Annotated in this window: 23 protein-coding genes and 1 pseudogene; 16 read left to right on the top strand and 8 right to left on the bottom strand. The window is 70.0% G+C overall.

What is annotated here, in order from left to right; genetic code table 11:
- Positions 1-17: 17 nt before the first annotated feature.
- Together ACWEOE_RS35065 and ACWEOE_RS35060 are read left to right on the top strand one after the other, a co-directional pair.
- Entirely contained in the window at positions 18-800 is a 783-nt protein-coding gene (locus ACWEOE_RS35065) for a GNAT family N-acetyltransferase (RefSeq protein ID WP_452016886.1), read from the top strand.
- Complete coding sequence (locus ACWEOE_RS35060) at positions 797-1714, top strand: lysophospholipid acyltransferase family protein (protein ID WP_452016884.1); 918 nt, start codon at positions 797-799, stop codon at positions 1712-1714. The genes ACWEOE_RS35065 and ACWEOE_RS35060 overlap by 4 nt, the downstream gene beginning before the upstream one ends.
- A gap of 559 nt (positions 1715-2273) precedes the next feature.
- Here ACWEOE_RS35060 and ACWEOE_RS35055 read toward each other — a convergent pair.
- Positions 2274-3179 carry an NADP-dependent oxidoreductase gene (locus ACWEOE_RS35055; RefSeq protein ID WP_452016882.1) on the bottom strand — a complete coding sequence of 302 codons (906 nt, stop codon included), beginning with the start codon at positions 3177-3179 and terminating at the stop codon, positions 2274-2276.
- Positions 3180-3328: 149 nt separating this feature from the next.
- Here ACWEOE_RS35055 and ACWEOE_RS35050 point away from each other — a divergent pair, with 149 nt between their 5' ends.
- From ACWEOE_RS35050 to mnmA, 4 genes are all read left to right on the top strand, one after another.
- Entirely contained in the window at positions 3329-4615 is a 1287-nt protein-coding gene (locus ACWEOE_RS35050) for a helix-turn-helix transcriptional regulator (protein ID WP_452016880.1), read from the top strand.
- A gap of 45 nt (positions 4616-4660) precedes the next feature.
- Positions 4661-6025, top strand: coding sequence for an MFS transporter (locus ACWEOE_RS35045; RefSeq protein ID WP_452016878.1), 1365 nt, complete (start codon positions 4661-4663; stop codon positions 6023-6025).
- 64 nt (positions 6026-6089) lie between these two features.
- A complete protein-coding gene (locus ACWEOE_RS35040; protein WP_452016876.1) occupies positions 6090-7283 on the top strand; it encodes a cysteine desulfurase family protein in 1194 nt (397 codons plus the stop codon).
- 3 nt (positions 7284-7286) lie between these two features.
- Positions 7287-8378 (top strand): tRNA 2-thiouridine(34) synthase MnmA, encoded by a 1092-nt coding sequence (gene mnmA / locus ACWEOE_RS35035; protein WP_452016874.1) that lies wholly within the window; start codon positions 7287-7289, stop codon positions 8376-8378.
- A 9-nt stretch (positions 8379-8387) separates the two neighbouring features.
- Here the strand turns inward: mnmA and ACWEOE_RS35030 are convergent, their stop codons facing one another.
- The 4 genes from ACWEOE_RS35030 to ACWEOE_RS35015 all read right to left on the bottom strand — a co-directional run bounded on the left by ACWEOE_RS35030 (position 8388) and on the right by ACWEOE_RS35015 (position 12033).
- Entirely contained in the window at positions 8388-9671 is a 1284-nt protein-coding gene (locus tag ACWEOE_RS35030; RefSeq protein WP_452016872.1) for a DUF222 domain-containing protein, read from the bottom strand.
- A gap of 156 nt (positions 9672-9827) precedes the next feature.
- Positions 9828-10280 carry an N-acetyltransferase family protein gene (locus tag ACWEOE_RS35025; protein ID WP_452016870.1) on the bottom strand — a complete coding sequence of 151 codons (453 nt, stop codon included), beginning with the start codon at positions 10278-10280 and terminating at the stop codon, positions 9828-9830.
- Between the two features lie 51 nt (positions 10281-10331).
- Positions 10332-11375, bottom strand: coding sequence for an MBL fold metallo-hydrolase (locus ACWEOE_RS35020; RefSeq protein WP_452016868.1), 1044 nt, complete (start codon positions 11373-11375; stop codon positions 10332-10334).
- A 106-nt stretch (positions 11376-11481) separates the two neighbouring features.
- The gene (locus ACWEOE_RS35015) at positions 11482-12033 is read right to left on the bottom strand and encodes a hypothetical protein (protein WP_452016866.1); all 552 of its coding nucleotides are present in this window, start codon (positions 12031-12033) and stop codon (positions 11482-11484) included.
- 285 nt (positions 12034-12318) lie between these two features.
- Between ACWEOE_RS35015 and ACWEOE_RS35010 the strand changes: the two genes are divergently transcribed.
- The 4 genes and pseudogenes from ACWEOE_RS35010 to ACWEOE_RS34995 all read left to right on the top strand — a co-directional run bounded on the left by ACWEOE_RS35010 (position 12319) and on the right by ACWEOE_RS34995 (position 16821).
- Positions 12319-13356 (top strand): methionine synthase, encoded by a 1038-nt coding sequence (locus ACWEOE_RS35010; protein WP_452016864.1) that lies wholly within the window; start codon positions 12319-12321, stop codon positions 13354-13356.
- A gap of 45 nt (positions 13357-13401) precedes the next feature.
- Positions 13402-14121 (top strand): hypothetical protein, encoded by a 720-nt coding sequence (locus ACWEOE_RS35005; RefSeq protein WP_452016862.1) that lies wholly within the window; start codon positions 13402-13404, stop codon positions 14119-14121.
- 11 nt (positions 14122-14132) lie between these two features.
- Complete coding sequence (ligA, locus tag ACWEOE_RS35000) at positions 14133-16289, top strand: NAD-dependent DNA ligase LigA (RefSeq protein ID WP_452016860.1); 2157 nt, start codon at positions 14133-14135, stop codon at positions 16287-16289.
- Positions 16282-16821, top strand: a pseudogene (locus tag ACWEOE_RS34995) (GNAT family N-acetyltransferase). Before ligA ends, ACWEOE_RS34995 begins: the two are co-directional and overlap by 8 nt.
- Positions 16822-17325: 504 nt before the next feature.
- Here the strand turns inward: ACWEOE_RS34995 and ACWEOE_RS34990 are convergent.
- On the bottom strand, positions 17326-17979 hold the full coding sequence (locus ACWEOE_RS34990) for an amino acid-binding protein (protein WP_452016858.1): 654 nt from the start codon (positions 17977-17979) through the stop codon (positions 17326-17328).
- Between the two features lie 220 nt (positions 17980-18199).
- Here ACWEOE_RS34990 and gatC point away from each other — a divergent pair, with 220 nt between their 5' ends.
- The 4 genes from gatC to ACWEOE_RS34970 are packed head-to-tail and all read left to right on the top strand — an operon-like array spanning position 18200 to position 22034.
- A complete protein-coding gene (gene gatC / locus ACWEOE_RS34985; protein ID WP_364055905.1) occupies positions 18200-18499 on the top strand; it encodes an Asp-tRNA(Asn)/Glu-tRNA(Gln) amidotransferase subunit GatC in 300 nt (99 codons plus the stop codon).
- Complete coding sequence (gene gatA / locus ACWEOE_RS34980; RefSeq protein WP_452016855.1) at positions 18496-20013, top strand: Asp-tRNA(Asn)/Glu-tRNA(Gln) amidotransferase subunit GatA; 1518 nt, start codon at positions 18496-18498, stop codon at positions 20011-20013. Before gatC ends, gatA begins: the two co-directional genes overlap by 4 nt.
- Complete coding sequence (gene gatB, locus ACWEOE_RS34975; protein ID WP_452016853.1) at positions 20010-21515, top strand: Asp-tRNA(Asn)/Glu-tRNA(Gln) amidotransferase subunit GatB; 1506 nt, start codon at positions 20010-20012, stop codon at positions 21513-21515. Before gatA ends, gatB begins: the two co-directional genes overlap by 4 nt.
- Positions 21516-22034 carry a hypothetical protein gene (locus ACWEOE_RS34970; protein ID WP_452016851.1) on the top strand — a complete coding sequence of 173 codons (519 nt, stop codon included), beginning with the start codon at positions 21516-21518 and terminating at the stop codon, positions 22032-22034.
- A 249-nt stretch (positions 22035-22283) separates the two neighbouring features.
- Here the strand turns inward: ACWEOE_RS34970 and ACWEOE_RS34965 are convergent, their stop codons facing one another.
- Positions 22284-23495, bottom strand: coding sequence for a PQQ-dependent sugar dehydrogenase (locus tag ACWEOE_RS34965; RefSeq protein WP_452016849.1), 1212 nt, complete (start codon positions 23493-23495; stop codon positions 22284-22286).
- A 58-nt stretch (positions 23496-23553) separates the two neighbouring features.
- Between ACWEOE_RS34965 and ACWEOE_RS34960 the strand changes: the two genes are divergently transcribed.
- Positions 23554-24462, top strand: a complete 909-nt coding sequence (locus tag ACWEOE_RS34960) for a 2-hydroxyacid dehydrogenase (RefSeq protein WP_452016847.1) — start codon at positions 23554-23556, stop codon at positions 24460-24462.
- 67 nt (positions 24463-24529) lie between these two features.
- Positions 24530-25105, top strand: coding sequence for a DoxX family protein (locus tag ACWEOE_RS34955; protein ID WP_452016845.1), 576 nt, complete (start codon positions 24530-24532; stop codon positions 25103-25105).
- Between the two features lie 444 nt (positions 25106-25549).
- Here the strand turns inward: ACWEOE_RS34955 and ilvD are convergent.
- The coding region (gene ilvD / locus ACWEOE_RS34950; RefSeq protein WP_452016843.1) for a dihydroxy-acid dehydratase at positions 25550-26950 on the bottom strand (1401 nt) is incomplete at its 5' end.

Below are 26950 nucleotides of genomic sequence, written 5' to 3'. Positions count from 1 at the left end.
GCAGGTACACAGTGTTCATGACGTCGTCTCAGCTCCTCGTCAGCACTGATCAGGCGGGTGTCGAGCTCCCGGCCGATGCGCCGCGCTACTCCCTGCTCGTGGCCCACGCGAACGAAGAGGTGCTCGCCGCGCAGAAGCTGCGGCACCAGGTTTTCGCCGAGGAGATGGGGGCTCAACTCAATTCGCTGAAACCCGGCCTCGACGTCGACTACTTCGACGAGTTCTGCGACCACCTCGTGGTGCGCGACGACAAGACCGGTGACATCGTCGGCTGCTACCGCATGCTGCCGCCGGAACGCGCGGCGGAGGCCGGCAGCCTTTACTCCGACAGCGAATTCGACCTCACGGCCCTTTCCGATCTGCGCTCGACGCTCGTGGAAACCGGCCGCTCCTGCGTGCACCCGGACCACCGCAGCGGCGCCGTCGTGAGCCTGGTGTGGGCAGGGATCGCTCGCTACATGCTGCTTTCCGGCCACCGCTACCTCGCCGGCTGCGCGTCGGTGCCCCTGAGCGACGGTGGCAGCTATGCCGCGGGCGTCTGGGATGTGTTGCGCACCAAGCACTACGCCGGCGAGTCGCGGCGCGTCTCGCCGCTGCACCCGTGGGACGCCGAGTCTGTCGCGCGTCCGGACCGCGCCATGCTGCCGCCGCTCATCAAGGGCTACGTGCGGCTCGGCGCCGAGGTCTGCGGCCCGCCGGCGCTCGACGCGGACTTCGGCGTCGCCGATTTCTTCGTGCTGCTCGACCTCCACAAGATCGACGAGCGCTACCTCAAGTTCTTCCTCGGAGTGCAGGTATGAGCCACGCCTGGATGCCGACGTCCCCCTGCGGCGACGGCTGCCTCACCGAAGGCGCCGCCACGGTGTCGTTCCCGCGTCGCGTGTTTCGCTTCGTTTCGGCGATCACGGTCGTCCTGGCGGCCCTGCTGACGGCGCCACTGCTGCTCATGCTCCGCGGCCGGAGCCGGGAACGCTTCGTGCGCACCATTTTCCGCTCGGTGCTGCGCGCGTTCGGCGTGAAGCTGGTCGTGCGGGGCGGCGCCGATTTCCTCGCCGCGCCCGCCGGCCGTGGTGCGCTCGTGGTGAACAACCACATCTCGTGGCTGGACATCGTCGCCATCAACGCCCTGCGCCCCATGCGCGCCCTCGCGAAGGTCGAGATCGGCTCCTGGCCGGTCCTCGGCACCCTCGTCCGCCGAGGCGGCAGCATCTTCCTCGATCGCGAACGGTTGCGCACCCTGCCCGCCACGATGACCGAGCTCGCCGACTCCCTGCGCGCGGGCTCGCTCGTCAACGTCACCCCCGAAGGCACGACGTGGTGCGGCCTCGCCTCGGGCCGCTTCACCTCGGCCACGTTCCAGGCCGCCATCGACGGCGGCGTGCCCGTCCGGCCGATCGCGTTGCGCTACCGCCTAGCCGACGGCCGCGAAACCAGCATGCCGGCCTTCATCGGCCCCGAGTCCCTCATCGCCTCCCTGCGGCGAGTGGCCTCGCTGCGTGGTCTGGTCCTCGAGGCACACGTCTGCCCCGAGATCGCCCCCGGGCGCGCCGAGGACCGCCGCTCACTGGCTGCCCTCGCGGAGGCGTCGGTGCACTCGGCTCTCGGGACGGTCCGGATTCCGGCCCAGGGGCGCCGTCGGACGTCCTCGGTTCCCGTGCCGACCGTAGCTGACCAGACTGCGGCCGAACCGGCCAAGGCGCACTCGGTTCACTGAAATCCTCGGTCGACCTGCGGATTCGCGGGCGTCGCCTCTGAGCGGCGACGCCTGCGAATTGCCGTCGCCACTCAACGGCGACGCTCGCACCGTGCTGTCGCCACTCAACGGCGACGTCCGCGCCTTGCCGTTGCACTGAATGGCAACACCCTCGACTTGCTGTCGCCTCTGAGCGGCGACGCTCGCGAATTGCTGTCGCCACTCAACGGCGACGTCCCCCCTTGCCGTCGCGCTGAATGGCGAACACCCTCGACCTGCTGTCACCACTGAGCGGCGACGTCCGCGCCTTGCCGTCGCCACTGAACGGCAACACCCCCACGACTGCTGTTGACTCGCTGCCGTCGCGCCCCCACCGCTACCGGGTCCCAGCCTCGACCGGCGACACCCGGCGAACCGCTCTGAGGTAACGCCCGACCCCGTCGCCATTCAGCGGCAAAACGTTCTGACCAGGCAATCGTGCCACGCCATTTGCTCGACGATCGACCATCGCCACACGATCGAGTTCACCTGTCCGGGCCTCGCCGGGGCCGACCGAGGAGGGGCCGGCCCCGCCGATTCGTCAGGAAACGACGATCGTGATCTTCCCTCCCGGGTGCCCCATCTGGCTCTCCTCCTGCGCGGCCGCGGCCTCCTCCAACGGGTAGCTCTCGCCCTGTGCGATCTGCAACCCACGCCCGGCGTACTCGAGGATCTCCTCCAGCACCTCCGGCTTCTGGTCGTCCGCGCCGCCGGCCGAGAACGGCAACCCCAGTTCGAACGCCGCCCCGTCCGCGATGGTCACCACCCGCTCCTTCGACCCGCGCAGCTCAACGGAGGCCGGCAGCACCCCGTGACCCGATGCGTCGAACACCGCGTCCACGGGCCGGTCCGCCGCTTCACGCACGCGCTCCGGCCAGCCGTCGCCGTAGAGGACGGGGATGGCTCCCAGCGACTTCACGTCGTCGAGGCTGCGTTGCCCCGCCGTGCCGATCACGGTCGCGCCGATCGCGACGGCCGCCTGCGTGGCGAAGCGCCCGACGGTGCCGCTCGCGCCGTGGATCAGCAGCAGGTCACCGGCCTTCACGTCCAGCAGCCGCAGCACGCGCAACGCCGTTTCGCCGGCCACGGGCAACGCCGCGGCGTCGTCCCACGACAAGCTCGCCGGCTTGCGCGCGACGGCCGTGGCCAGCGCGTACTCGGCGTACGAGCCGGTGGCGGCCCACCCGAAGACCTCGTCGCCCACAGCGAAGTCCGCGCCGTCGCCCACCGCATCGACGACGCCGGACAGCTCAGCGCCCGGGATCTGCGGGCTCTTCGGCGCGTCGCCCTTGGCCATGGCGCCGCTGCGGATCTTCCAGTCGATGGGGTTCACGCCCGCACGCCGCACGGCGACGCGGACCTGTCCGGGGCCGGGTTCCGGCACCGGGACGTCGCTCAGCTGCAGGACGTCCGGGCCGCCGTACGCGGCGAAGGTGATGGCTCGCATGGTTGTTCGTACTCTCCTTCGATTCGGGACGGTCGTTCGTCCTGCTTCGAGTCAACTGTCCCGCGTCGCGATCCGAACCGCTCGGACGAGTAGCGTTCACTAGCCGGACGAGCAGGACGGGACCGCTCGCACGCGCCTACCGTGGACACATGGACGCCCCCTGGACCGATCCGGCGCACGTGCTCGACGTCGCCGTTCGGGTCATCTCCGCGCCGCGGCCCGAGATGCTGCCGCGCTTCTCGAAGGAGCTCGCCGCCGTGCTGCCCCACCGCGCGGCCGCCATGCAGACGGGCGACTGCCCGCGCAGCCCGTTCAAGGTCACCGGCGACACGTCGATCACGGCCGCCGTCACCAGCGCGGAGCTGGATCACCTCGCCGGGCACGCCGTCCCGGGCGAGGCCGTGGTCCTCGGCGCCGTGCTCGCCGGTGCCGAACGTCGCGTCGTCCTCCTCGCCTCCCGCCCCGCCATCGGCAACGGCGCGGTGATCGCCCTCGTGCCCGCCAACGCCAAGCCGTCCGCCACTGCCCTGGGACTCGCGGCCCGCCTGTGGCACCTGACCAGCACCGACGCCGGGCAACGCGCCGTCGACCCCGGTCCCGACGTCCTCGCCAGCAACCTCGCCGCGGCCACCGCACGCGCCCAGACCGCCACCGACCTCGGCCAGACGCACGCGGCCACGCTCGTCGCACTCCTGGCCGTTCTGCGCTCGGGCCGCCTGAGCGACGCGGCGGCCCGCCAGACCGCGACCGACCTGGCCGCTCGTGCACTCCTCGACCTGCGGGCCGTGGCCGATCGTGACCAGGCGTTGTCCGCCGAGTCCGCCCGTGCCGCCTTCGGCGTGCTCGCCGACCAGCTTTCGCCACTGGTCGGCCACGCCGACGTCACCGTGGACCTCGCCGGCCCGACCGACGACCGCCAACTTCGGCAGGACATCGCCCACACGGCGCGCACCGTCACGCGCGGCCTCGTCATCGCCGCCCTCGACCGCCCCGGCACAACTCGAATTCGTGCCTCCTGGCGCCTCGCCGCCGCCACCCTCCGCATCACCGTCCGCGACGACGCCCCAGACGTCCCCGACGTCGTTCTCGACCCCGGCCTCACCGAACGCATCACGCCCCTCGGCGGCAGCTGGGAGGTCGACGCCGTCCCCGGCTGGGGCGCGACGATCACCGCCGCACTGCCGCTCGACACCGTCGAACCGCCCGAGCTTCGGCCGCTCGACCGCCTCAACGCTCGGGAGCTCGAAGTTCTGTCGGGCATTTCGCAGGGTCTGCGAAACCGTCAGATCGCCACGCAACTGCAGCTCAGCGAGCACACGGTGAAGTTCCACGTGCGCAACCTTCTCGAGAAGCTCGAGGTCAGCTCCCGCGGTGAGGCCGCCGCGCTGGCACGAGACCTGAGGCTCGATCCAGTCGCTGTGAACCGAACAGCTTGAAATCGACTTGACCTCCACAATGCTGGAGGTAGCAGGCTGTCGATCATGACGCCGATCCTCGATGCCGAGCCCCGAAGAAGCGTGCTGTGGAACCGTGATCACCGGCTCACGACGATCGGCTTGTTGCTGGTGGTCACGTTGGTGGCGTTCGAAAGCATGGGCGTCGCCACAGCCATGCCCACGCTGGTGGCGGATCTGCACGGACTCACGCTGTATTCGTGGCCGTTCACGACGTTCCTGATCGCCAGCGTCGTCGCGACCGTGTTGTCCGGTCGCATGGGCGACCGCCGCGGCCCGGCGCCCGCCCTCCTGGCCGGCCCGGTGCTGTTCGCCGCGGGCCTGGTGGTGGCCGGCACCGCGAGGTCCATGCCGATGCTCCTGGCTGGCCGCGCTCTCCAGGGCCTCGGCTCGGGCTTCCTGCTGGTCGCGGTGTCCCTGCTCATCGCCCTGACGTTCACCGACCGCGAACGCCCCGTCATCTACGCCGCGAACGCCGCCGCCTGGGTCTTGCCGGCCGTGATCGGTCCGTCGGTCGCCGGCCTGATCACCGTCAGTGTCGGCTGGCGCTGGGTGTTCCTCGGCTTGGTTCCGCTGGTCGCCGTGGGGGTGGCGCTGCTGTTCGTCGTCGTCCGCAAGCTGCCCGATCACGTGCCGGCCGCAGAGGCCCGCCGCGCCGGCGTCCTGCCCGCGGTGATCGCCGCGCTCGGGATCGCCGCCTTGACCTGGGCCGCTCAGCATCCCTCGCCTGTCGCCCTCGCTTACGGCGCCGTCGGCCTCGCGGCTCTCGCTCTGGCCCTTCGCAGGCTTCTGCCCGCGGGCACGATGACGTTCCACCCCGGCCTGCCCACCGTCGTGGCCTCCCGCGCGCTGCTTTCCGGCGCCTACGCCGGGATGGAGGCCTACCTGCCCCTCACGATGACCGCCGTCCACGGATACGGCCCCGCCCTGGCCGGCCTGCCGCTCACGATCACCGCCCTCGGCTGGTCGGCCGCCTCCGGGCTCCAGGGCAAGTTCTTGGACTGGTCCCGCGAAGCGACGCTGCGCATCGGCTTCGCCCTGGTCGCGGTCGCTTTGCTGGGCTTCGGTTTCGTCGCGCAGCCCTGGTGCCCCGCCTGGCTGGCGTTCGTCGTCTGCGCCATCGGCGGCGCGGGCATGGGCATCGCCATGCCCGCGATTTCCGTGCTCCTGCTCCGCTACTCCCCGGAAGGCGAACGCGGCTTCAACACCTCGGCCATGCAGCTCGCCGACTGGGTCGGCTCGGCCCTGCTCATCGGACTCGGCGGTGTCTTGCTGGCCATGGTCGCCTCGGCCGCCGATCCGTCGCCGGCGATGGCAATTCTGGTCGCCGCCCTCGTTCTGCTCGCTCTTTGGGGAGCTCGCGTGACCAGCCGATGGCCTCAGAAGGTGTGACAGGCCACTTCCGGCCCCAGGCCGGACTTCGTAACGGGCTGGAGCGGACTACCCTGATGGGGCGATGACCTATCTCGACCACGCGGCGACCACCCCGATGCTGCCCGAAGCCGTAGCGGCGATGACCGAGGCTTTGTCCACCGTGGGCAACGCCTCCGCGTTGCACTCTTCGGGACGCCGCGCACGCCGCGTGGTGGAGGAATCACGCGAAATCATCGCCGAAGCCCTCGGCGCCCGCCCTTCCGAAGTCATCTTCACCGGCGGTGGCACGGAGAGTGACAACCTCGCTGTCAAGGGCATCTACTGGGCCCGCCAGAGCGCTCACCCCGAGCGCCGCCGGATTCTGTGCAGCGTCGTGGAGCACCACGCCGTCCTGGACACCGTCGAATGGCTCGAGTCCCAGTGCGGTGCCGAAATCACCTGGCTCGAGGTCGACAGCGAGGGCCGCGTCTTGCCGGACACCTTGCGCGCCGCCGTCGAGTCCTCGCCCGACACCGTCGCCCTCGCAACGGTGATGTGGGCCAACAACGAGGTCGGCAGCATCAACCCGATCGCCGAACTCGCCGCGATCTGCGCGGAGCACGACATCCCGCTGCACACCGACGCCGTCCAGGCCGTCGGCGCCGTCCCCGTTGACTTCGCTGCCAGCGGCGCCGCCGCCCTCACCCTGACAGGACACAAGCTCGGCGGCCCGTACGGCGTCGGCGCTCTCCTCCTCGGCCGCGACACCGAATGCACGCCCGTCCTCCACGGTGGCGGCCAAGAGCGCAGCGTCCGTTCCGGAACCCTCGACGTCCCGGCCATCGTCGGTTTCGCCGCCGCAGTCCGCGCCGCGATCGAGACGCGCGCCGAGTACGCCGCCCGCGTCGAGAAACTTCGCGACCAGCTCATCGAGTCGGTCCAGCGCGAAATCCCCGACGCGATCCTCAACGGCGGAGGCGAGCGGCTGCCCGGCCACGCCCACTTCACTTTCCCTGGCTGTGCCGGCGACAGCTTGCTGATGCTGCTCGACGCCAAGGGAATCGAATGCTCGACCGGCTCAGCCTGTACCGCAGGTGTCGCCCAGCCGAGCCACGTGCTGCTTGCGATGGGCGCCGACGCCGCGGCAGCCCGTGGCTCACTGCGATTCTCGCTGGGCCACACATCCACACTGGAAGACGTGACCGCGCTCGCGCGGGAGATTGGCGGGGTCGTCGCCAGGGCTCGGCAGGCGGGACTTGCCGGCATGCGCAAGCAGACCCAGAAGCAAGAGGTGTAAGCGATGCGAGTACTGGCCGCAATGAGCGGAGGCGTCGACTCGGCCGTCGCCGCGGCGCGGGCCGTTGACGCCGGCCACGAGGTCGTCGGCGTGCACTTGGCGCTGTCGGCGAAACCGGGCACGCTTCGGACTGGTTCGCGTGGCTGCTGCACGATCGAGGACTCGCACGATGCCCGCCGCGCAGCCGACATCCTCGGAATTCCCTTCTACATCTGGGACTTTGCCGAGCGCTTCACCGAAGAGGTCGTGGAGACCTTCGTCGGTGAGTACGCAGCGGGCCGGACTCCCAATCCGTGCGTGACCTGCAACGAGAAGATCAAGTTCGAGGCGTTGTTGGAGAAGGCGATGGCTCTCGGCTTCGACGCCGTTGCCACCGGCCACTATGCACGCCTCGAGACCGTCGACGGCGTGCTTGAGCTTCGCCGGAGTGCCGACGAAGGCAAGGACCAGTCGTATGTGCTGGCGTCCCTCACGCCGGAGCAGCTCAGCCACGCGATGTTCCCGCTGGGCGACTCGTGGAAGACGGATGTCCGTGCCGAGGCGGAGCAGCGTGGTCTTTCGGTGGCGAACAAGCCCGACAGTCACGACATCTGTTTCATTCCCGACGGCGACACCAAGCAGTTCCTCGAGAACCGGCTCGGGCAGCGTCCAGGTCAGCTTGTGGACGCCGAGACCGGCGCCGTCCTCGGGCAGCACACGGGTGTGCACGGCTTCACCGTCGGACAGCGCAAGGGTCTCGGCATCGACGCGCCGGCCGATGACGGGCGGCCCCGGTATGTGCTCTCGCTCGAGCCAGTTTCGGGCACGGTGAAGGTCGGGTCGTCGACCGGTCTTGGCGTCGATGTGATCGAGGCCGACCGGGCGATCTGGCCCAACGGGCGCGCGCTCGATGGTCCGACCGAGTGCGTTGTGCAGGTGCGCGCGCACGGCGGCATTGCCGAGGCCGTCGCCGAGGCCGATGGCGAGCACGTCAGTATCGAGCTGCGCGAGCCGTTGCGAGGCGTTGCTCCGGGGCAGGTCGTGGTCCTGTATCGGCCAGACGCCGGCGTAGGTGACCTTGTCCTCGGCAGCGCGAAGATCTACAGCACGCGCTGACCTCGGCGCTCAAGCCCCCTTGCGCGTCTGCTCAGGGTGCTCGACCTGCAGGTCGGGCTCATGGAGCGGCGGTGGGATGCTCTCGACTTCTTGGCCCGTCGGCGTCGTGATGACGAGCTTCCCATCGTCGATCACCTGGTAATGCCAATCGGCGCGGTTCTTGAGGCGACGGTGGCGGAGGCAGTAGCTCAGGGTTCCGTCGGCGTCGGTTGCCGAGTCGGCTTTCGTCGGTGTCCGTTCGGTCAGGCAGTCATGCGCAGGGCGCGGGCAGCCGGGTTGACGGCACTCGCGGTCCCGCACCCGCACGAACTCGCCGACGTCGATACTCGGCCGGTAGCGGAACTTGCCGACTTCGATCACCTGCCCGGTCAACGGGTCGGTGATGATCCGGCGCAATGTCGTGTTGGGGCCGGTGGCGATGTGCCGGGCGAGTTCGGCCGGGACGTGCCCGTGCCCGGACATCTCGGCAGGTTTGTCGTTGAGACCCAGGTAGGTGTGAAGGTCGAGGTAGAGGTAAACCTCGGTCTGCTCGGGAACCCCGCCTTTGCCGGTCAGCAGGAGGTCGAGCGTGACGTCAGCGCGGATCTGGTCGAGCGTCCGCTTCTCATCGTTCTTCTTGAGCGTTCGGGCGATTTTGTCGATACGGAGATAAGCGGCGGTGGCCTTCTCCGTTGGTGCGTTGTCGATGGACAGCTGCGAGATGCCCTCGGATTGGTGGTGTAATACCGTCCGCCGCTCGGTGCGCCGCTGTGTCACGCGGTTCGCGGCGCCTTCGGGATCGGCTTTCATCGCCGCGTACGCGGTGGCTTTGCGGATCTGTGTCGGGTTCTTGACGGCCAGACGGTCTTCGAGCAGGGTGTCGACGATCCGTGCGTGGTGGTCGGACAGCCACACGGTGCCATCGGTGACTTTCATGGCACGGTAGAGATCGACGAATCCGTTGTCCATGAGGCGGAAGGTCCGCGGGAGACGGTTCGTCAACGCCTCGGCCGCGGAAATCATGGCGCCGGCGCGGTTGTCCGTGAGGTGGAGGGCCAACGCGACTTCAGAGGCGAGTTCACGTGCGTCCGATCTTCGTCTTCGCAGGCCGGCGAGACAGTGCAGCTGCAGCGCTTGCAACCGCGCGATCTGGAAGCTTGCGTCCTTGGCCACCTGCATCAGCTGCGGTCCTTGCAAGCGCTCGAAGATCTCAAGTTTCGCCTGCATGGCACGGAGAAGGAAGTCGAGGTCAGCGGTTTCGGGGGCGGTGCTGGAATCGTCGGCTGCCGGGTGCGCCGGTGTCGATTTGGTCATGGCGGCGACGATACGCAAGAGTCGGTGATCGATCATCAAGATGGCACGAACGGGCCGTTCGTGCCATTTTCTTGGAATCGCGGTCGCTTCGTGTCACCGTGGATGAGCCCCAGGCGTGAGGGCCGGGAATCTGTTCCGAATGGACGGTCGGAGAGGTCAGAGGTGCAGCTTGAAACCCGTGTGGCTGGCGGTGAAACCCAGTTGCTCGTAGAACCTGTGCGCCGCGTTTCGGGAGGTGTCGGAGGTCAGCTGCACCAGGGCGCATCCCCGTCGACGGCATTCTTCGATCGCCCATTGGACGAGCGCTCGACCGAGTCCTGCGCTGCGCTGATCGCTGCGAACGCGCACCGCTTCGATCTGGCCACGGAGGGCGCCCCGGCGGGCGAGGCCGGGGATGATCGTCAGCTGCAGCGTCGCCACGGGCTCGTCGCTCGACGTCGCGACGATCAGAAGCTGCTGCGGGTCGGCGTCGATGGCCTCGAACGCGCGAAGGTAAGGCTCGAGGTCGTCGGCTGAATCCCTGGTCGCGCCGAGTTGGTCGTCCACGAGCATGCGGACGATGGCTTCAACGTCATCGCGACGGGCTTTTCGCACGGTGAGGTCGGGCATGGTGGTCAATTCCAGCGCAATGTCGGCGTTGTGGTTGGTCCGGCCGGAGCGTCAGTTCGTCCGGTAGTGGCGAACTCCGTCGATCTGCTGGACTTTCAGCTTGTTCTGTGACACGAGAAGGTCGAGATGTGCGCCCGTTTCGAGGACGGCGAGCATTTGGTTGAACGCATCCATCTCGGATAACGTGCGGCCGCGGCGGGTCCAGCCCATCCTGCTCGCCGTTTCGAACGCGGTGCTGGCGCCGGCGTCGATCTGGGCGGCCATCTTCGCGAGGCGCTGGCGGTGGTGTTCGAGGAGCTCGTCGATCCGTGTGTGCACGCTGTCGGCCACCGGGCCATGGGCCGGGAGCATGCGCTGATCGGGCAGCGCACGGACCAAGCGCAGTGAGTCGAGGTAGTCGTTGAGCGGTAACTCGGCCGGCACAGGCTGGAAACCGATCGAAGGCGTGATGTGGGGGAGGACGTGGTCGCCCGAGAACAACAAACCGGCAGCCTCGTCGAGGAAAACGACGTGGCCGGTGGTGTGGCCTGGGGTATGGACCACTTCGAGCTCCCGGTTGGGCAGGACCTGGCGGCGGCCGGGGGTGAGCCACTCGTCCGGGTCTTCCCACAGGTCGAAATCCGTGCGGCGAGGGATGTCGGCGAACATTTTCCCCAGGGCGGCGACAACCTCGTCGGCGCCTGAGTGGCGAAGGAGTTCGACCTGGGCCTGCAGCGGCAGCTGGTCCGGGTCGGCGGTGATCTTGAGTGAAGGTTCCTCGAGTTGGCCCAAGGCGATCTTGTTGCCGAATTCGCGCCGAATGGCCACGGCCTGCGTGTAGTGGTCGCGGTGCACGTGGGTGACCAGGAACTCGCGCACGTCACCGAGTTCGGCGCCGATGCCTTTCAGGGCTTCGGCAAGAAGTTGGCGGGCTTCGGTGAGGGCCCAGCCGGAGTCGACGAGGGCGAGGGTGGTCCCGTCGGTGACGGCGTAGACGTTCACTGCGCGGAGGGCGTCGTTCGGCAACGGCAACGGGATCCGGTAGACGCCGGCGGCCACTTCGTAGACGCCGGGCTCTGTCCAATTCCGGTTGCTGTCTTCGGGCAACGGCTCCACGGTGACCTCCGTCCAGGCAGGACTCCGGCGTCCCGGCCTCTCGCCTCACATTGGGCCGTCACCGGCGTGGTGTCCACCTGGACGGCCTGAGACAACGGTCACGTGCTCAGGCAGTCGCGCGGGTCAGGGCGGTGTCGATCGTGAGGGTCGTGGCGACGACCATGCTGGCCAGGGGTTCCGGCAGCTGGTGCGGGGTTTCGACGAGGTAGGAGTCGCCGCGGATCGGCGAAAGGCCGGCCGGCGGGGCGCCGACGCGGGCGACCTCGGAGCCGGCGTGGTTCCTGATAACGACGTCCCACGGGTGCCGGCCAGCGGTGGCGACGCGGCCGACCGTGCGGCCCTCGACGACGAGGGTGAAGCGAGTGTCCCCCGGAGCGCGGGTCGGGACGATTTCGCCGATCGGGGTTTCGTCGGCGCGGGTGACGACGAAGCGCGTGCGCAGTTCCTTGGATGGCCTGGCCACTTTCAGGACGGTGCTGTGGTTGGCGTCGCGGATTTCGAATTTGTGGGTCACGTACTGGTCGTATTTCGGCAAAAGGCGAGCGGCTTTGTGGAGGAAGCCCTGGCTGACGTCGGCCACGCCACCGATGCGGGCGCCGCCGCGATCGAGGACGCTGAACTCCTCGTCGGTCTCGGCGAGTTCGGCTCGGCGGCTCACGAGCAGGACGGTCTCGGTGAACAGAGTGCCGCCGAAGGATCGGCTGGCGGAGCGGCGTTCCGGGATGCGCGGCCCGTCGTCCCACCTGGGTAGCCGGGTGGGACTCACCTCGTCGGGGTGCCGGCCCGGCGGTGATGGCGAGGAGCTCGTCATGGCCATCCAGAGTATCGCTGTCTCCTCGAATTCGGGGCTGGCAAAGGGATATGCGGCGAATGTCCGGCTCAGTCGGGTGACCCTGGAGAGGGCGGTGGGAGGCGTCGGGGTGCGTTCGGCGAGAATTCGCCCGTGACTGAACGAGCTTGGCCCGACGGTGCGGCCACCGCGATCGGCTCGATGCCCGGAGCGGACCCGGGTGAGGCGGCCGCCGTCGTGTTCGGGGAGCTGCCCGAGTTCCCGCACCTGCCGGAGTTGCCGGGGCGTGGGGTGGGGGCCGACATGCTCGGGCGAACCGCTGCGTTGCTTGTAGATCTGGCCGTCGAGGTCGTGCCGAGCGGATACCGCGTCGCGGGGCGGCCCGGGCACGATCACCGGCGGGGGCGAGACCTCCTGCAGTGGGATCTCGATGCCGTGCAGGAAGCCCGAGACAAGGCGGGCGTCCTGCCGCCCGTGTTCAAGACGCAGGTGGCCGGGCCGTGGACGCTGGGCGCCGGCATCGAGTTGCCGCGAGGGCACCGCGTGCTCACTGACCGTGGCGCCATGCGGGACTTCACGTCCTCTCTGCTGGACGGTTTGGCTCAGCACGTCACGGAGCTGAAGGCGCGGATCGGCGCGCCGATCGTGGTGCAGCTGGACGAGCCGTCGTTGCCGGCGGTGCTCGGCGGGGGATTGCCGACGCCGTCGGGCTACGGGAACGTGCCGGCCGTGCCCGAGCCGGAGGCGCGGGACCTCCTGACGACCATGATCGAGGGCGTCCGGGCGATCACGGAGCAGCCCGTCGTCGTGCACTGTTGCGCGCCGAAGCCGCCCCTCGAACTCCTGCGCAGGGCCGGCGCGGACGCGATCGCGTTCGACCTGACGCTGCTCGGGAAGGCGTCGGCCGAGACATTGGACGCGATCGGGGAGACGTGGGACAGCGGCACGTCGCTGTTCCTCGGGCTCGTGCCGGCGCTGGACCCAGGCACGCGCCCCACGCTGAAGGACGTCGCCGAGCCGGCGTTCCGGCTCGTGGACCGCCTGGGTTTCAACCGGTCGATCCTGGCCGAGCGCGCCGTCCCGACGCCGACCTGCGGTATGGCCGGCGCCACGAACGAGTGGATGCGCCGCGCGCTCGCCCTGACCCGGGACGTCGGCAAGGCCTTCGTGGAGCCGCCCGAGACGTGGTGAGCCCGGAGTAGCGTGTCGGGAACGATCGACAACGGGGGATGTCCCATGCGTTTGTTCCGCGGCCGTCGCGCGCGCCAAAGCCAAGGTCAAGACCCGGCAGCGCCGCCCGACCCGCGCACGCCCTGGCCCGCCCAGCCCGTGCCGTCCGACGTCGAGGCGGCCGCGGTGAGGTTCTGGCAGGGCTGGTTCGAGCTGCTCCCCGAGGTCAACGCGGCCCTGGGCGACCGCGAACCCCACCGCGTGGAACACGACCTGTGCGTGCTCGTCGAGGCCCTGCACCCGCGGCTGCACTTCTCGCTGGAACGCGGCCGTCAAGCGATCTACGCCCTCGTCGTCACCGGGCAGGAAGACCCGCAGCTGCGGCCGTTCACCGACGCCTGGAAGGCCGCCGCCCCGCCGGACGACGCCATCTGGGAGCACCACGACTCCGTCCCGCCGGTCCCGGACCCGACCGAGGTCACCGTGAACCTCGGCGACCACCACATCGCGCTGGCCGACGTGCGCGTCGTCGCGCAGGTGGACGAGGGCGTCGTCGACGTGGCCGTCTACCACCCCGCGCTGGCCGAACTGGAGCCGGCGGCGCGCACCACCATGACGTTCCTGCCGCTGGACGCGACGCTCGGCGAACGCGTCGCCGCCGAACGGCTACGCCGCGTCGAGACGGCGGAGACCGAGCCGGCCGGCACGATCAGCCTGCTGGAGCTCCGTGACCTGGTCCGGGGCCTGGACGAGCAAGAAGACGAAACTGTCGGCACCTCCGGCTAGTGTTACCACCCGTGAGCAGCGACCTTCCCCACGACCAGCCGGCCGCGCCCTCCGAAGGGGTGCAGGACGTGACCGACGTCCCTGCCGACGTGCGCGAACGCCACGGCGCCCTCGCCGAGGACGTCCGCGGGCACCAGTTCCGTTACTACGTGCTGGATTCGCCCATCGTGTCCGACGGCCAGTTCGACGCGCTCCTCGGCGAGCTGCAGGCGATCGAAGACCAGTACCCGGCGCTGGTCACGCCGGATTCGCCGACGCAGAACGTCGGCGGCACGTTCTCCACCGAGTTCAACGCGTACGACCACCTCGAACGCATGCTGAGCCTCGACAACGTCTTCGACACCGAGGAGTTCCTCACCTGGGTGGAGCGCGTCGAGAAGGAGATCGGCTCCACGGAGTACCTGGCCGAGCTGAAGATCGATGGCCTGGCCATCAACCTCCTGTACGAGAACGGCAAGCTCACCCGCGGCCTCACCCGCGGCGACGGCCGCACGGGCGAGGACGTCACGCTCAACATCCGCACGCTGGAGCAGGTCCCCGACGAGCTCACCGGCACCGACGACTTCCCCGTGCCGAAGCTCATCGAGGTGCGCGGCGAGGTCTTCTTCCGCGTCGAGGACTTCCTGGAGCTCAACGCGAAGATGGTCGAGGCGGGCAAGCCACCGTATGCGAACCCGCGCAACACGGCCGCGGGATCATTGCGGCAGAAGGACCCGCGCATCACCAAGGAACGCCGGCTGCGGCTGATCTGCCACGGCCTGGGCAAGCGCGAGGGCTTCGAACCGGTCACGCAGTCGCACGCGTACGACGCGCTGGTGGCGTGGGGGCTGCCCGTCTCGCCGCACACGCGCGTGCTGCACACGGCGAAGGAGCTCACCGACCACATTGCGTACTGGGGCGAGCACCGGCACGACGCCGAGCACGAGATCGACGGCGTCGTGATCAAGGTCGACCAGGTCGCGCAGCAGCGCCGGCTGGGCACCACTTCGCGCGCGCCGCGCTGGGCGATCGCGTACAAGTACGCGCCGGAAGAGGCGATCACGACGTTGCTCGACATCCAGGTGGGTGTCGGGCGCACGGGGCGCGTCACGCCGTTCGCCGTAACGGAGCCGGTGAAGGTGGCGGGTTCCACGGTGGCGCGCGCGACGCTGCACAACGCCGAAGAGGTCAAACGCAAAGGCGTCCTGATCGGCGACCGCATCGTGATCCGCAAGGCGGGCGACGTCATCCCCGAGGTGATGGGGCCGGTCGTCGACGCGCGGACGGGCGCCGAGCGCGAATTCGTGATGCCCACGCACTGCCCGGAATGCGGCACGGAGCTCGCCTACCAGAAGGAGGGCGACAAGGACATCCGCTGCCCGAACACCCGGTTCTGCCCCGCGCAGCTGCGCGAACGGCTGTTCCACCTGGCCGGGCGTGGTGCGTTCGACATCGAGGTGCTCGGGTACGAGGCGGCCGTCGCGCTGCTCGACGCGCGCGTGGTCGCCGACGAGGGTGACGTGTTCGACCTCGGCGAGGACGCGCTGTCGGAGGTGGAACTGTTCCGCACCAAGGCGGGCGACCTCTCGGCCAACGCGCGCAAGCTGCTGGCGAACCTCGACGCGGCGAAGGACCGTCCCCTGTGGAAGGTGATCGTCGCGCTGTCGATCCGCCACGTCGGGCCGACGGCGGCGCAGGCGCTGGCGCGCGAGTTCGGGTCGATCCAGCGCGTCGAGGACGCGAGCGAGGAGGAGCTCGCCGACGTCGACGGCGTGGGGCCGACGATCGCGCACGCCGTGCAGGAGTGGTTCGAGGTCGACTGGCACCGGGAGATCGTCGAAAAATGGCGACGCGCCGGCGTGCGGATGGAAGAGGAACGCGACGACTCGATCCCGCGGCACCTCGAAGGGCTCTCGATCGTGGTGACGGGCTCGCTCGACGGGTTCTCGCGCGACGAGGCCAAGGAGGCCATCATGTCCCGCGGCGGCAAGGCGGCGGGGTCGGTGTCGAAGAAGACGGCGTTCGTCGTGGCGGGTGAGGCGCCGGGGTCGAAGTACGAGAAGGCCGTGCAGCTGAAGGTGCCGGTGCTCGACGAGGACGGCTTCCGCGTGCTGCTGGAGCAAGGGCCCGACGCGGCTGCCGAGGTGGCGCTGGACACCGGTGCCGAGGAGGAGCCGGTGGATGAGTGACGTCGAGATCAGGCCGCCGCGGGGGTCGAGGAGTTCGCGGCGGTGGGGGAGCTGACGGTCGAGGCGTATCGGTTGGCCGGTCCGCTTTCCGCGGACGTCGGGTAAGAGACCGAGCTGCGCGACGTCGCCCGGCGGGCGGAGCAAGCCGAGCTGCTGGTGGCCGGTGCTCGGGACCGTCGCGGTGGTGCGGCCAGGTACGTCGTACGCGGAGATTTCGCGTGAGGGTGAGCTGGAGTTCCGGATGCTGGCCGTTGCCGGGCCCGCGCGGGGGCGGGGGATCGGCGAGGCGCTCACGCGGGCGGAGCTGAGGCGGGCGCGGGATCTGGGGTTGGAGAAGATCGTGTTGAGCAGCCTCGACGAGATGCGGGCGGCTCATCGGCTGTACGAACGCATCGGGTTTCGGAGGTTGCCCGAGCGGGACTGGTGGCCGTTTCCGAGCGTCAGGTTGATCGCTTACGAGTACGATTTACACATTGTTTCGGCTGGTCAGGGGGATTTGCTGCTGAGTGACGACGGTTCGGGCAGGACTTGACGGCTGCCTGGGGTGGGCGCCGCCTGAGCTCCTGTCGGCGAATCACGGGGGCCGCAGGTGTTCGCCTGGCGGCGTCGTGGCGGCGAATCGCGTGGAATTCACGCGTCGTGTGTTGGCGTCGTGGCGGCGATCGCGGGGGCCGCCGGCGTCGCTTGACGGCCTCCTGACGGCGAATCGCGAGGGTCTCGGGTGCCGCCTGTTGGACTCGAGGCGCCCAATAGTGGGTGCCGCGCGTGTCCGCCGGTCGGCCTCGTGACGACGGAGCCGCCGCTATTCGCGGGTGGGCTGAGCGGGGCCGCCGTTTGCCGCCATCGATCGGATCTTCGACCATGCTCGCGCGGTCGGACCGTGGCAGCTGTCGGACGGCATACCGTCGCCTCTCGGTGGCCAATGCCGACGACCGACCGCGGCCGCCGGAAGGCATTGGTCACCGAGAGGTCCACGGGGCGAGGCTCTCGCCGCTGGGTGGCGAACCGCAGGTCAGTGCCGGAATCCGAGGGAGCGTCAGCCGTCCAGGACGACGGCGACGATGCCGGCGAAGTGGGCCAGGCGGGCGACCTCGGCGGCGCGAAAATTGGGCCCCCCGGGACGGGCGACGAGCAGGGCCTTGCCCGGCTTGCCCAGCGGCGTGGCCGCGAGCTCCGTGCCCAGCTCCTTCCACGTGTCCGGGATCCAGTCCTCCTCGCCGTCGAGAACGGTGGCGCGTTCGAGGGGCAGCCAGGGCAGGTCCGTGAACGGGTTCTCGGGCGCCGCGCTCGACGAGGCCAGCCGGCGGGTGCCCGACTCACGGTGTTCGACGATGACCGCCCAGCCGGCGCGAATGATCTTCGGCACACCCTCTGCCAGCAGATCGAGTCCGGCCTTCGGCTGCGCCGCGATCTCCTCCACCAGCTCCAGCTCGCGGTGGGTGTCGAGGATGCCCGCGTACGGCCGGACTGCGTCGACCTCGACGCCCTCGACGCTTTCGGCCGCGGTGATGAGGGCGTCGGGCAGGCGGCCGGACGGGAGCTCGACCACGAGGTCGTCGATGGCGACCCCACCGCCGCGCTCCACGACGTCGACGCTGAGGATGTCGGCGCCGACGGTGCCCAGCGCCGTCGCGACGGCGCCGAGGGTGCCGGGGGAGTCCGGAAGCTGGACCCGCAGCAGGAACGACACCACACGCCCCTCTCGCCTCAGGCGTTCCGCCTTGTCGCGGAACGCGGTAACCGGGCGCCGATTGTGACAGACCGGGTAGTGCCGGGGACCCGCCGTCCGGGGAACGGGACACCCGGGTCACAGCAGGTCCGGCCGTAACCCGGTCGAGCCGTCCGGCGCCGTCACCATAGACTTGCAGCTTCCGACCGCACCCGCACAGCACACCCCGGGAGTCACCCGCGTGCCCAACATTTCCCGAGACGAGGTCGCGCACCTCGCCAAGCTGGCCAGGCTGGCCGTCACCGATGACGAGCTGGACGTCTTCGCGGGCCAGCTCGACCAGATCCTGGACTCGGTGGCGAAGGTGAGCCAGGTCGCCGCGGCCGACGTTCCGCCGACTTCGCACTCCGTGCCGCTCACGAACGTCTTCCGCGAGGACGAGCTCCGCCCCTGCCTGACGCAGCAGCAGGCGCTGGCCGGTGCGCCGGCCGCCGAAGAGGGCCGGTTCCGGGTGCCGCGGATTCTGGGAGAAGAACAGTGAGTGAACTCGTCAAGCTGACCGCCGCCGAGCTGGCGGCGAAGATCCACGCGCGCGAGGTTTCCGCGGTCGAGGTCACGCAGACGCACCTGGACCGGATCGCCGAGGTCGACGACCACGTCCACGCGTTCCTGCACGTCGACACGGAAGGCGCGCTCGGCGCGGCCAAGTCCGTCGACGAGAAGCTGGCCGCGGGGGAGCAGCCCCAGTCGTCGCTGGCGGGCGTGCCGCTGGCGCTCAAGGACGTGCTGACCACCGAGGGCATCCCGACCACGTGCGGTTCGCGCACGTTGGAGGGGTGGATCCCGCCGTATGACGCGACCGTCACGCGCAAGCTGCGCGAAGCCGGCATCGTCATCCTCGGCAAGACGAACATGGACGAGTTCGCCATGGGTTCGTCCACCGAGAACTCCGCTTTCGGCCCCACGCACAACCCGTGGGACCACGCCCGCATCCCGGGTGGTTCGGGCGGTGGCTCGTCGGCGTCGATCGCGGCGTTCGAGGCGGCGCTGGCCATCGGGACGGACACCGGTGGCTCGATCCGCCAGCCGGGCGCCGTCACGGGGACGGTCGGCGTGAAGCCGACGTACGGCGGGGTTTCGCGGTATGGCCTCGTCGCGTTCTCGTCGTCGCTGGACCAGGCCGGCCCCTGTGCGCGGACGGTGCTCGACGCCGCGCTGCTGCACGAGGTCATCGCCGGGCACGACCCGCTGGACTCGACGTCGATCGACGCACCGGTCCCGCCGGTCGTCGCGGCGGCGCGCGAGGGCGCCAACGGGGACCTCAAGGGCGTTCGCGTCGGCGTGGTGAAGGAGTTCGGCGGCGACGGCTACCAGGGCGGCGTGCTGCGGTCGTTCCAGGCCGCCGTCGAGCAGCTGCGCGCCCTGGGCGCCGAAGTGGTCGAGGTCTCGTGCCCGCACTTCGGGTACGCGCTGCCCGCGTACTACCTGATCGCGCCGAGCGAGGCGTCGTCGAACCTCGCGCGGTTCGACGCGATGCGCTACGGCCTGCGCGTGGCCGACGACGGCACGCACAGCGCCGAAGAAGTCATGTCGCTGACCCGGGAAAAGGGCTTCGGCGCCGAGGTGAAGCGCCGCATCATGCTGGGCACTTACGCGCTTTCGTCGGGCTACTACGACGCCTACTACGGTTCGGCCCAGAAGGTGCGCACGCTCATCACGCAGGACTTCACCTCCGCATTCGAGCAGGTGGACGTCCTGGTTTCGCCGACCACGCCGACCACGGCGTTCAAGATCGGCGAACGCGTGGACGACCCGATGGCGATGTATCTCGCCGACCTCTGCACCATCCCGTCGAACCTCGCGGGCAACGCCGCCATGAGCGTCCCGAGTGGACTGTCCGACGAGGACGGCCTGCCGGTCGGCCTGCAGATCATGGCCCCGGCGCTCGCCGACGACCGGCTCTATCGCGTCGGCGCCGCGTACGAGGCCGCGCGTGACGCCGCCGCCGGCGGATCGCTCGTGCACAAGGTCCCGGAGCTGGGAGGAACGAAGTGACTGCCGTGGCCGAGTTGATGGACTACGCCGAGGTCATCGAGCGGTTCGACCCGGTGCTCGGGCTCGAGGTCCACGTCGAGCTCAACACGAACACGAAGATGTTCTGCGGCTGCGCCAACGAGTTCGGCGGCGAGCCGAACACGAAGACGTGCCCCACGTGCCTCGGCCTGCCCGGCGCGCTGCCCGTGGTGAACGGCAAGGCCGTGGAAGGCGCGATCCGTATCGGCCTTGCGCTCAACTGTGAGATCGCCGAGTGGTGCCGGTTCGCGCGGAAGAACTACTTCTACCCGGACCAGCCGAAGAACTTCCAGACGTCGCAGTACGACGAGCCCATCGCCTTCAACGGCTACCTCGACGTGACGCTCGACGACGGCGAGATCGTGCGCGTGGAGATCGAGCGCGCGCACATGGAGGAAGACACCGGCAAGTCGCTGCACATGGGTGGCGCGACCGGTCGCATCCACGGCGCGGACTACTCGCTGCTGGACTACAACCGTGCCGGCGTGCCGCTGATCGAGATCGTCACCAAACCGATCGAGGGCACGGGCGCGCGGGCCCCGGAGGTGGCGCGGGCGTACGTTTCGGCGCTGCGTGACCTGCTGCGAGCGCTCGACGTGTCCGACGTCCGCATGGACCAGGGGTCCCTTCGCTGCGACGCGAACGTGTCCCTGATGGACAAGAACGCCACCGAGTTCGGCACGCGCACGGAGACGAAGAACGTCAACTCGCTGCGCAGCGTCGAGCGCGCGGTGCGGTACGAGATGACGCGCCAGGCGGCCATCCTCGCGGACGGCGGCTCCATCAAGCAGGAGACGCGGCACTTCCAGGAGGCCGACGGAACCACTTCCGGCGGCCGTACCAAGGAAACCGCCGAGGACTACCGGTACTTCCCGGAGCCCGACCTGGTGCCCATCGCGCCTTCGCGTGAGTGGGTCGAGGAACTGCGCAAGACGCTGCCGGAGATGCCGGCCGAGCGGCGCAAGCGGATCCAGACCGAGTGGAACCTGTCGGACGAGGCGCTGCGCGACCTGCTGAACGTCGGCGCCGTCGACCTCGTCGCGGCCACGGTCGAGGCCGGCGCGAAGCCGGACGAGGCGCGCGGCTGGTGGGTCAACACGCTGGCGCAGGAGGCGAACACGCGCGAGGTCGAGCTCGCCGAGCTGGCGATCACGCCGGCGCAGGTGGCCGAGGTGATCGCGCTCGTGTCCTCGGGGGAGCTGACGAACAAGCTCGCCAAGGAGGTCGTGCAGGGTGTGCTCGCGGGCGAGGGTTCGCCGCGTGAGGTCGTGGACAAGCGCGGGCTGAAGGTTGTTTCGGACGATTCCGCGCTGATCGCCGCCGTGGACGAGGCGCTGGCCGCCCAGCCCGACATCGCCGACAAGATCCGCGGCGGCAAGGTCGCCGCGGCGGGCGCGATCGTCGGCGCGGTCATGAAGGCCACCAAGGGCCAGGCCGACGCCAAGCGCGTGCGCGAGCTCATCGTCGAGCGCGTCGGTTCCTGAGTGGCGTTCTCCGTCAAACGCGTCACGTGGCGCGAGTGGCTCGGTCTGGGGGCCGGGCTGCTCGCGCTCGTGACGTTGTTCCTGCCCTGGACGGTCCTCACGGCCGACACCGCGACGGACGACGTCCGGGACGCCTTCAACTCCCTGCCCCACGACGACGTCGTGCGGTCGGCCTGGCACTCGGACTTCTTTTCGTGGTTCCCGCCGTTGGTGGTGCTGCTAGCCGGGATCGTGGTGGTGGTCTTCGGGCAGGTCCGGAAGGTGCGGATCAGTGGATTGCCGCACCTGTGGCTCGTCGCGGGTCTGGCGGCGCTGCTGCTCATGGTGATCGGCTGGACGACGCTGGACTGGGTTTTCGACAGTGACCAGCGGGCGTTTCTGGAAGCGGCCGGCGTGATGATCAACCCGGGGGTCGGGCGGTATCTCGGGCTGTTGGCCGCGTTGGTGTCGGTTGCCGCAGCGACGTTGGACATCCGGGCGTTGCGGGCAGAAAGCCGGGCTCCGCGGTTTCGCCGTTGAGCGGCCACGCCGCTGTCGTCTTTGGCTGGCTAACCGCAGCTGCCTTCGAGTGGTGGCACCCCGTCGCCGGTGAGGGGCGACACCGCGGTTGTCGGTGAGGGGCGAAACCGTAGTCGCCGCTGAATGGCGACTGAATGGCGACGGCCGATGCGGTCCGCCGCCGGTCATCGGGCGACAAGAAGTCCGGCGCGGCCGTGTTGCCGCTCAGTGGCGACAACCCAAGCTCGCAGGTCAAGCGAGGAGCGGACCTCAGTCCTTCCCCTGCGTGCCGCTGGTTTGGACGATCGTGATGAGGACAACGCGGTCGTCGCTGGAGACGGGTGTGCCGCCGTCCTTGTTGGTGGTGCCGGCGACCGCCAGCTGAGGGCTGATCATGCTCATGGCGGCGAGGTGGCCGTACGTGGTGGGGGGCGTCCCCTTGCCGTCGAGGGTGACGGTCGGCTTGCCGGTGACGGCGCCGTCCGGGTTGACCGGGAGGCTCTGCAGACCGGTGGACGACGCGATGGCCAGGAGGCCGTTCAGGTCGGTGAAGTCGGCACAGCCCCGGAGGCCTGGCTTGTCCTGCCAGGTCCACGCGGGCGTCGCCAGCGGCTGGCCCGCCTGCACGCGGTACAGGGCGTCCGGGCCGGCGGTCTGGTCGGTGACCCACACGCGCTTGCCGTCGGCGGAGGTGCAGAGGCCGCCGGGGGCGTGGAGGCCCGAGGCGAACACGGCGGAGCCCGCGGTCGGGTTGCCGGCGGCCGGGCTGCCCGACGTGTCGATGCGCAGCACTTTGCCAGCCAGCGACTTCGGGTCGGCGGCGGACGCGGGGTTGCCCGCGTCGCCAGTTGCGACGAGTAGGGCTCCGCGGCCGTCGCCGACGAGGGCGCCACGGTTGCCGGTGGCGCCCTTCGGGATGCCTGTGAGCACCGGCTTCGGCGGCTGGCCCTTGGCGAAGCGGACGACGCGGTTGTCGGTTGCCGTCGTGATGTACGCGAAGACCAGCTGGTCCTCGACGTAGCTCGGCGACAGCGCCAGCGACGTCAGGCCGCCGTCACCCGTGGCGACGACGTCGAGCTGCTCGAACGGCGCCGCGTCGCGGCCTGCCGTGGCGAGGAGCACGCGGCCGGATTTCCGTTCACCGGCGAGAGCCGCGGGGGTCGAGCCGTCGCCCGGGAGGCCGGCGACGGCCGCGACCGTGTCCAGGCAGGTGGCGATGACGGCCTTGTCGAAGTCCTTGCAGCCCTGTGGCGGCGGGATCGGCGTCGGCGCCTGCTGCTGACCGCCGTGACCTTGGCCCTGGCCGTCGCCCGACGGGTCGCCCGGGTCCTGCACCTGGGGCGGCGACTCGGGGCTGGGCACCGGGGCGGGGCTGAACGTCTGGCCGGCCGCGGTGTCGTCGAACCGCGCGCAGCCCGACAGCAGAAGTCCGCCACAGGCGAGGAGGGCCAGCGGCGCCGACCACCGGTACCGGGTACGCATGATGCTCCAGCCTAGGTGCGTCCGCGTGAGCGGGGAGTAAGTGGCTAACGTGGCGATCATGACGCTCACCGTGCTCGTCCCCGACGACGAGGGTGTCCAGGCGCTCTCGGAGCTCCCGATGGTGCAGGCCGTGCGCTACCAATGGGGCGAACCCGTGCCGCCGGAAGCCGCGAAGGCGGAGGTGCTCATCCCCGGCCGGCACCCGGCGGGTGACGAGCTGTGGCGCGAGCTGCCCAACCTCAAGCTGGTGCAGCTGCTCTCGGCCGGCGCCGAGGACTGGGTCGGCAAGCTGCCCGACGGCGTCCTGCTCTCCACCTGCCGCGGCGCGCACGGCGGGAGCACGGCCGAATGGGTCGTCGCCGTGCTGCTGTCGATGTACCGGAAGCTCGACGTCTTCGCCGACGCCCACCGCGAGCACCACTGGGAACGCCGTCCCGCCGAGACGCTCCAAGGGCAACGCGCGCTCATCATCGGCGCCGGCGACCTCGGGCGGCAGCTGCGACGCCGGCTCGAACCGTTCGACGTCCGCTGCACGATGGTGGGCATGTCGGCCCGCGACGGCGTCCACGGCGTCGCCGAGCTGCCCGAGCTCCTGCCGCACCACGACATCGCGGTGCTGATGGTCCCCCTCACGTCGCGCACGCGGGGAATGGTCGACGCCGAGTTCCTCGCCGCGATGCCCGACGGCGCCGTCCTCGTCAACGCCGCGAGGGGACCGGTCGTGCGTACCGACGCGCTGCTGGCCGAGCTCACGGCTGGGCGTCTGCGGGCGGCGCTCGACGTGACGGACCCCGAGCCGCTGCCGGCCGACCACCCCCTGTGGAGCGCGCCGGGCCTGCTGCTCACGCCGCACATCGGCGGGGCCGTCGCCGGTGTGCGGCGACGTTCGTACGCCGTCGCTGCGGCCGAGATCGCGCGCTACGCCGGCGGCGAACTGCCCGAGAACCTCGTGCGCGGCGAATACTGACGCGAAGGGGTCCCTGACCTCGGCGCGCTCGCTCGCGGCCGGGGTCGGGATCCCCTACCCTTCGCGCGTGACCAGTCAAGGGGATGACTACCAGAGCGGCCTGCTGTCCGGGGTCGGGGACACGACGAACGACAACGACGACGAGGTCCGCCAGGGCGGCCTGGGCCTCGGCCTGCTGATCCTGCGCCTGGGCCTGGCCGCGATCGTGGGGGCGCACGGCCTGCAACACCTGTTCGGCGCGTTCGGGGGACCCGGCATCACGGGGTTCGCGCACCTGCTGGAGACGTTCGGCTTCCACAAGCAGACCACGCTGCTGTCCTGGATCACCGGCATCGTCGAGGTCGGCGGCAGCGCGCTACTGCTCGTGGGCCTCTTCACGCCGCTCGCGGCCGCCGGGATCCTGGGAGTCGCCGCCAGCGCCGTGTTCGCGAAGTTCCACGGTGGCTTCTTCCAGGGTGACGGCCGGGGCTGGGAGTTCGAGCTCCTCGTCGGCGTCGTGGCCCTCGCCCTGATTTTCACCGGTGCCGGCCGGATCTCGCTGGAGAAGAACACGCCGTGGCGCAAGCGGCCGTTGCCCCTCGGGATCGTGTCGCTGCTGCTGGCCGCCGCGGCCTCGGTGGTGGTCATCGTTCTGACGCGCTGACCTGTGGTTCGCCGCCGGTTGGCGAGAGGGGCTGGCGAGCGCTGACCCGCCGTCGCCGTTGGGTGGCGAAACCCCTCGATCAGCGCAGGCTCGCTGTCGCCATTGAGCGGCGGGAGGTCGCTGACGGGCGCAGGCCCGCTGTCGCCATTGTGTGGCGGGAGGTCGGCGACCTGCGCAGGTCCGCTGTCACCACTGGGTGGCGAAAACCGCTGACCGTCGCAGATCAACCGTGGCCACCGGGTGGCGAAAGGCCGTCGATCAGCGCAGATCCGCTCTCGTCGCTGGGCGGCGAGAGGTCGCCGGCCTGCGCAGACCTGCTGTTGCCGCTGGGTGGCGAGAGGCCCCCGACCAGCGCAGACGCGCCGTCGCCACTCAGCGGCGACGAACGAAAAGGGCCGTCCACCCCATCGAGGATGGACGGCCCTTCTCAGCGAAGCGTCAAGCTCACTTGTTCGGGTCGCGCACCGCGCCCGTGTCCGCGGACGTGGCCATTCGCGCGTACGCCCGCAGCGCCGCCGTGATCGGACGCTGACGGTCCTTCGGCTGCCACGGACGCTCCGCGGCCTCCATCTTCGAGTGCCGCTCCGACAGGATCTCGGCGTCGACGAGGAGTTCGAGGCGGCGTTCGTGGACGTCGATCAGGATGCGGTCGCCGTTTTCGACCAGGCCGATCAGGCCGCCCGCCGCTGCCTCCGGGGAGATGTGGCCGACGGAGATGCCGGACGAGCCGCCCGAGAAGCGGCCGTCCGTGATCAGCGCGCACTTCTTGCCCAGGCCCGAGCCCTTGAGGAACGCCGTGGGGTGCAGCATCTCCTGCATGCCCGGCCCGCCGGCGGGGCCCTCGTAGCGGATGACCAGCACGTCGCCCGCCTGGATCTCCTTGTTGAGGATCGCCGAAACGGCCTCCTCCTGGCTTTCGAGCACGCGCGCGGGGCCCTCGAAGTGCCACAGGTCCTCGTCGATGCCGGCGGCCTTGATGACGGCGCCGTTCTCGGCGAGGTTGCCGCGCAGGATCGCGAGGCCGCCGTCCTTCGTGTAGGCGTGCTCGACGTCGCGGATGCAGCCGCCGGCGGCGTCGGTGTCCAGCGACGACCAGCGGTTCTCCGTCGAGAAGGCCTTCGTCGTCCGCACGCCGCCCGGCGCCGCGTGGAAGAGCTCCAGAGCCGCGGCCGACGGCGAAGCCGCGCGGATGTCCCACTCGTTCAGCCACGAGTCGAGGTCGGGGGAGTGGACCGAGTGGACACCGGTGTTCAGCAGGCCACCGCGGTACAGCTCACCCAGGATGGCGGGGATTCCGCCGGCCCGGTGAACGTCTTCCATGTGGTAGTCGGAGTTCGGCGCGACCTTCGACAGGCACGGCACGCGCCGGCCGATCTCGTCGATGTCGCTGATCGTGAAGTCGACCTCGCCCTCCTGCGCGGCGGCGAGGATGTGCAGCACCGTGTTGGTCGAGCCGCCCATGGCCATGTCGAGAGCCATCGCGTTCTCGAACGCCTCGCGAGTGGCGATCGACCGGGGCAGCACGGAGTCGTCGTCCTCGCCGTACCAGCGCTTGCACAGATCGATGACCGTGCGCCCGGCGCCGGAGAACAGCTCGCGGCGCGCGGCGTGGGTGGCCAGCGTGGAACCGTTGCCGGGCAGCGACAGGCCCAGGGCCTCGGTGAGGCAGTTCATCGAGTTCGCGGTGAACATGCCGGAGCACGAACCGCAGGTCGGGCACGCCGAACGCTCGACGACCGCCAGCCCGTCCTCGTCCACCTCCGGCGAGGCGGACGCGGCGATCGCGGTGATCAGGTCGGTCGGGGCCTGCGCGACACCGCCGACGACCACGGCCTTGCCCGCCTC

It is taken from the genome of Amycolatopsis sp. NPDC004368 (assembly GCF_053602515.1).
This window is presented reverse-complemented; position numbering and strand designations above follow the sequence as displayed.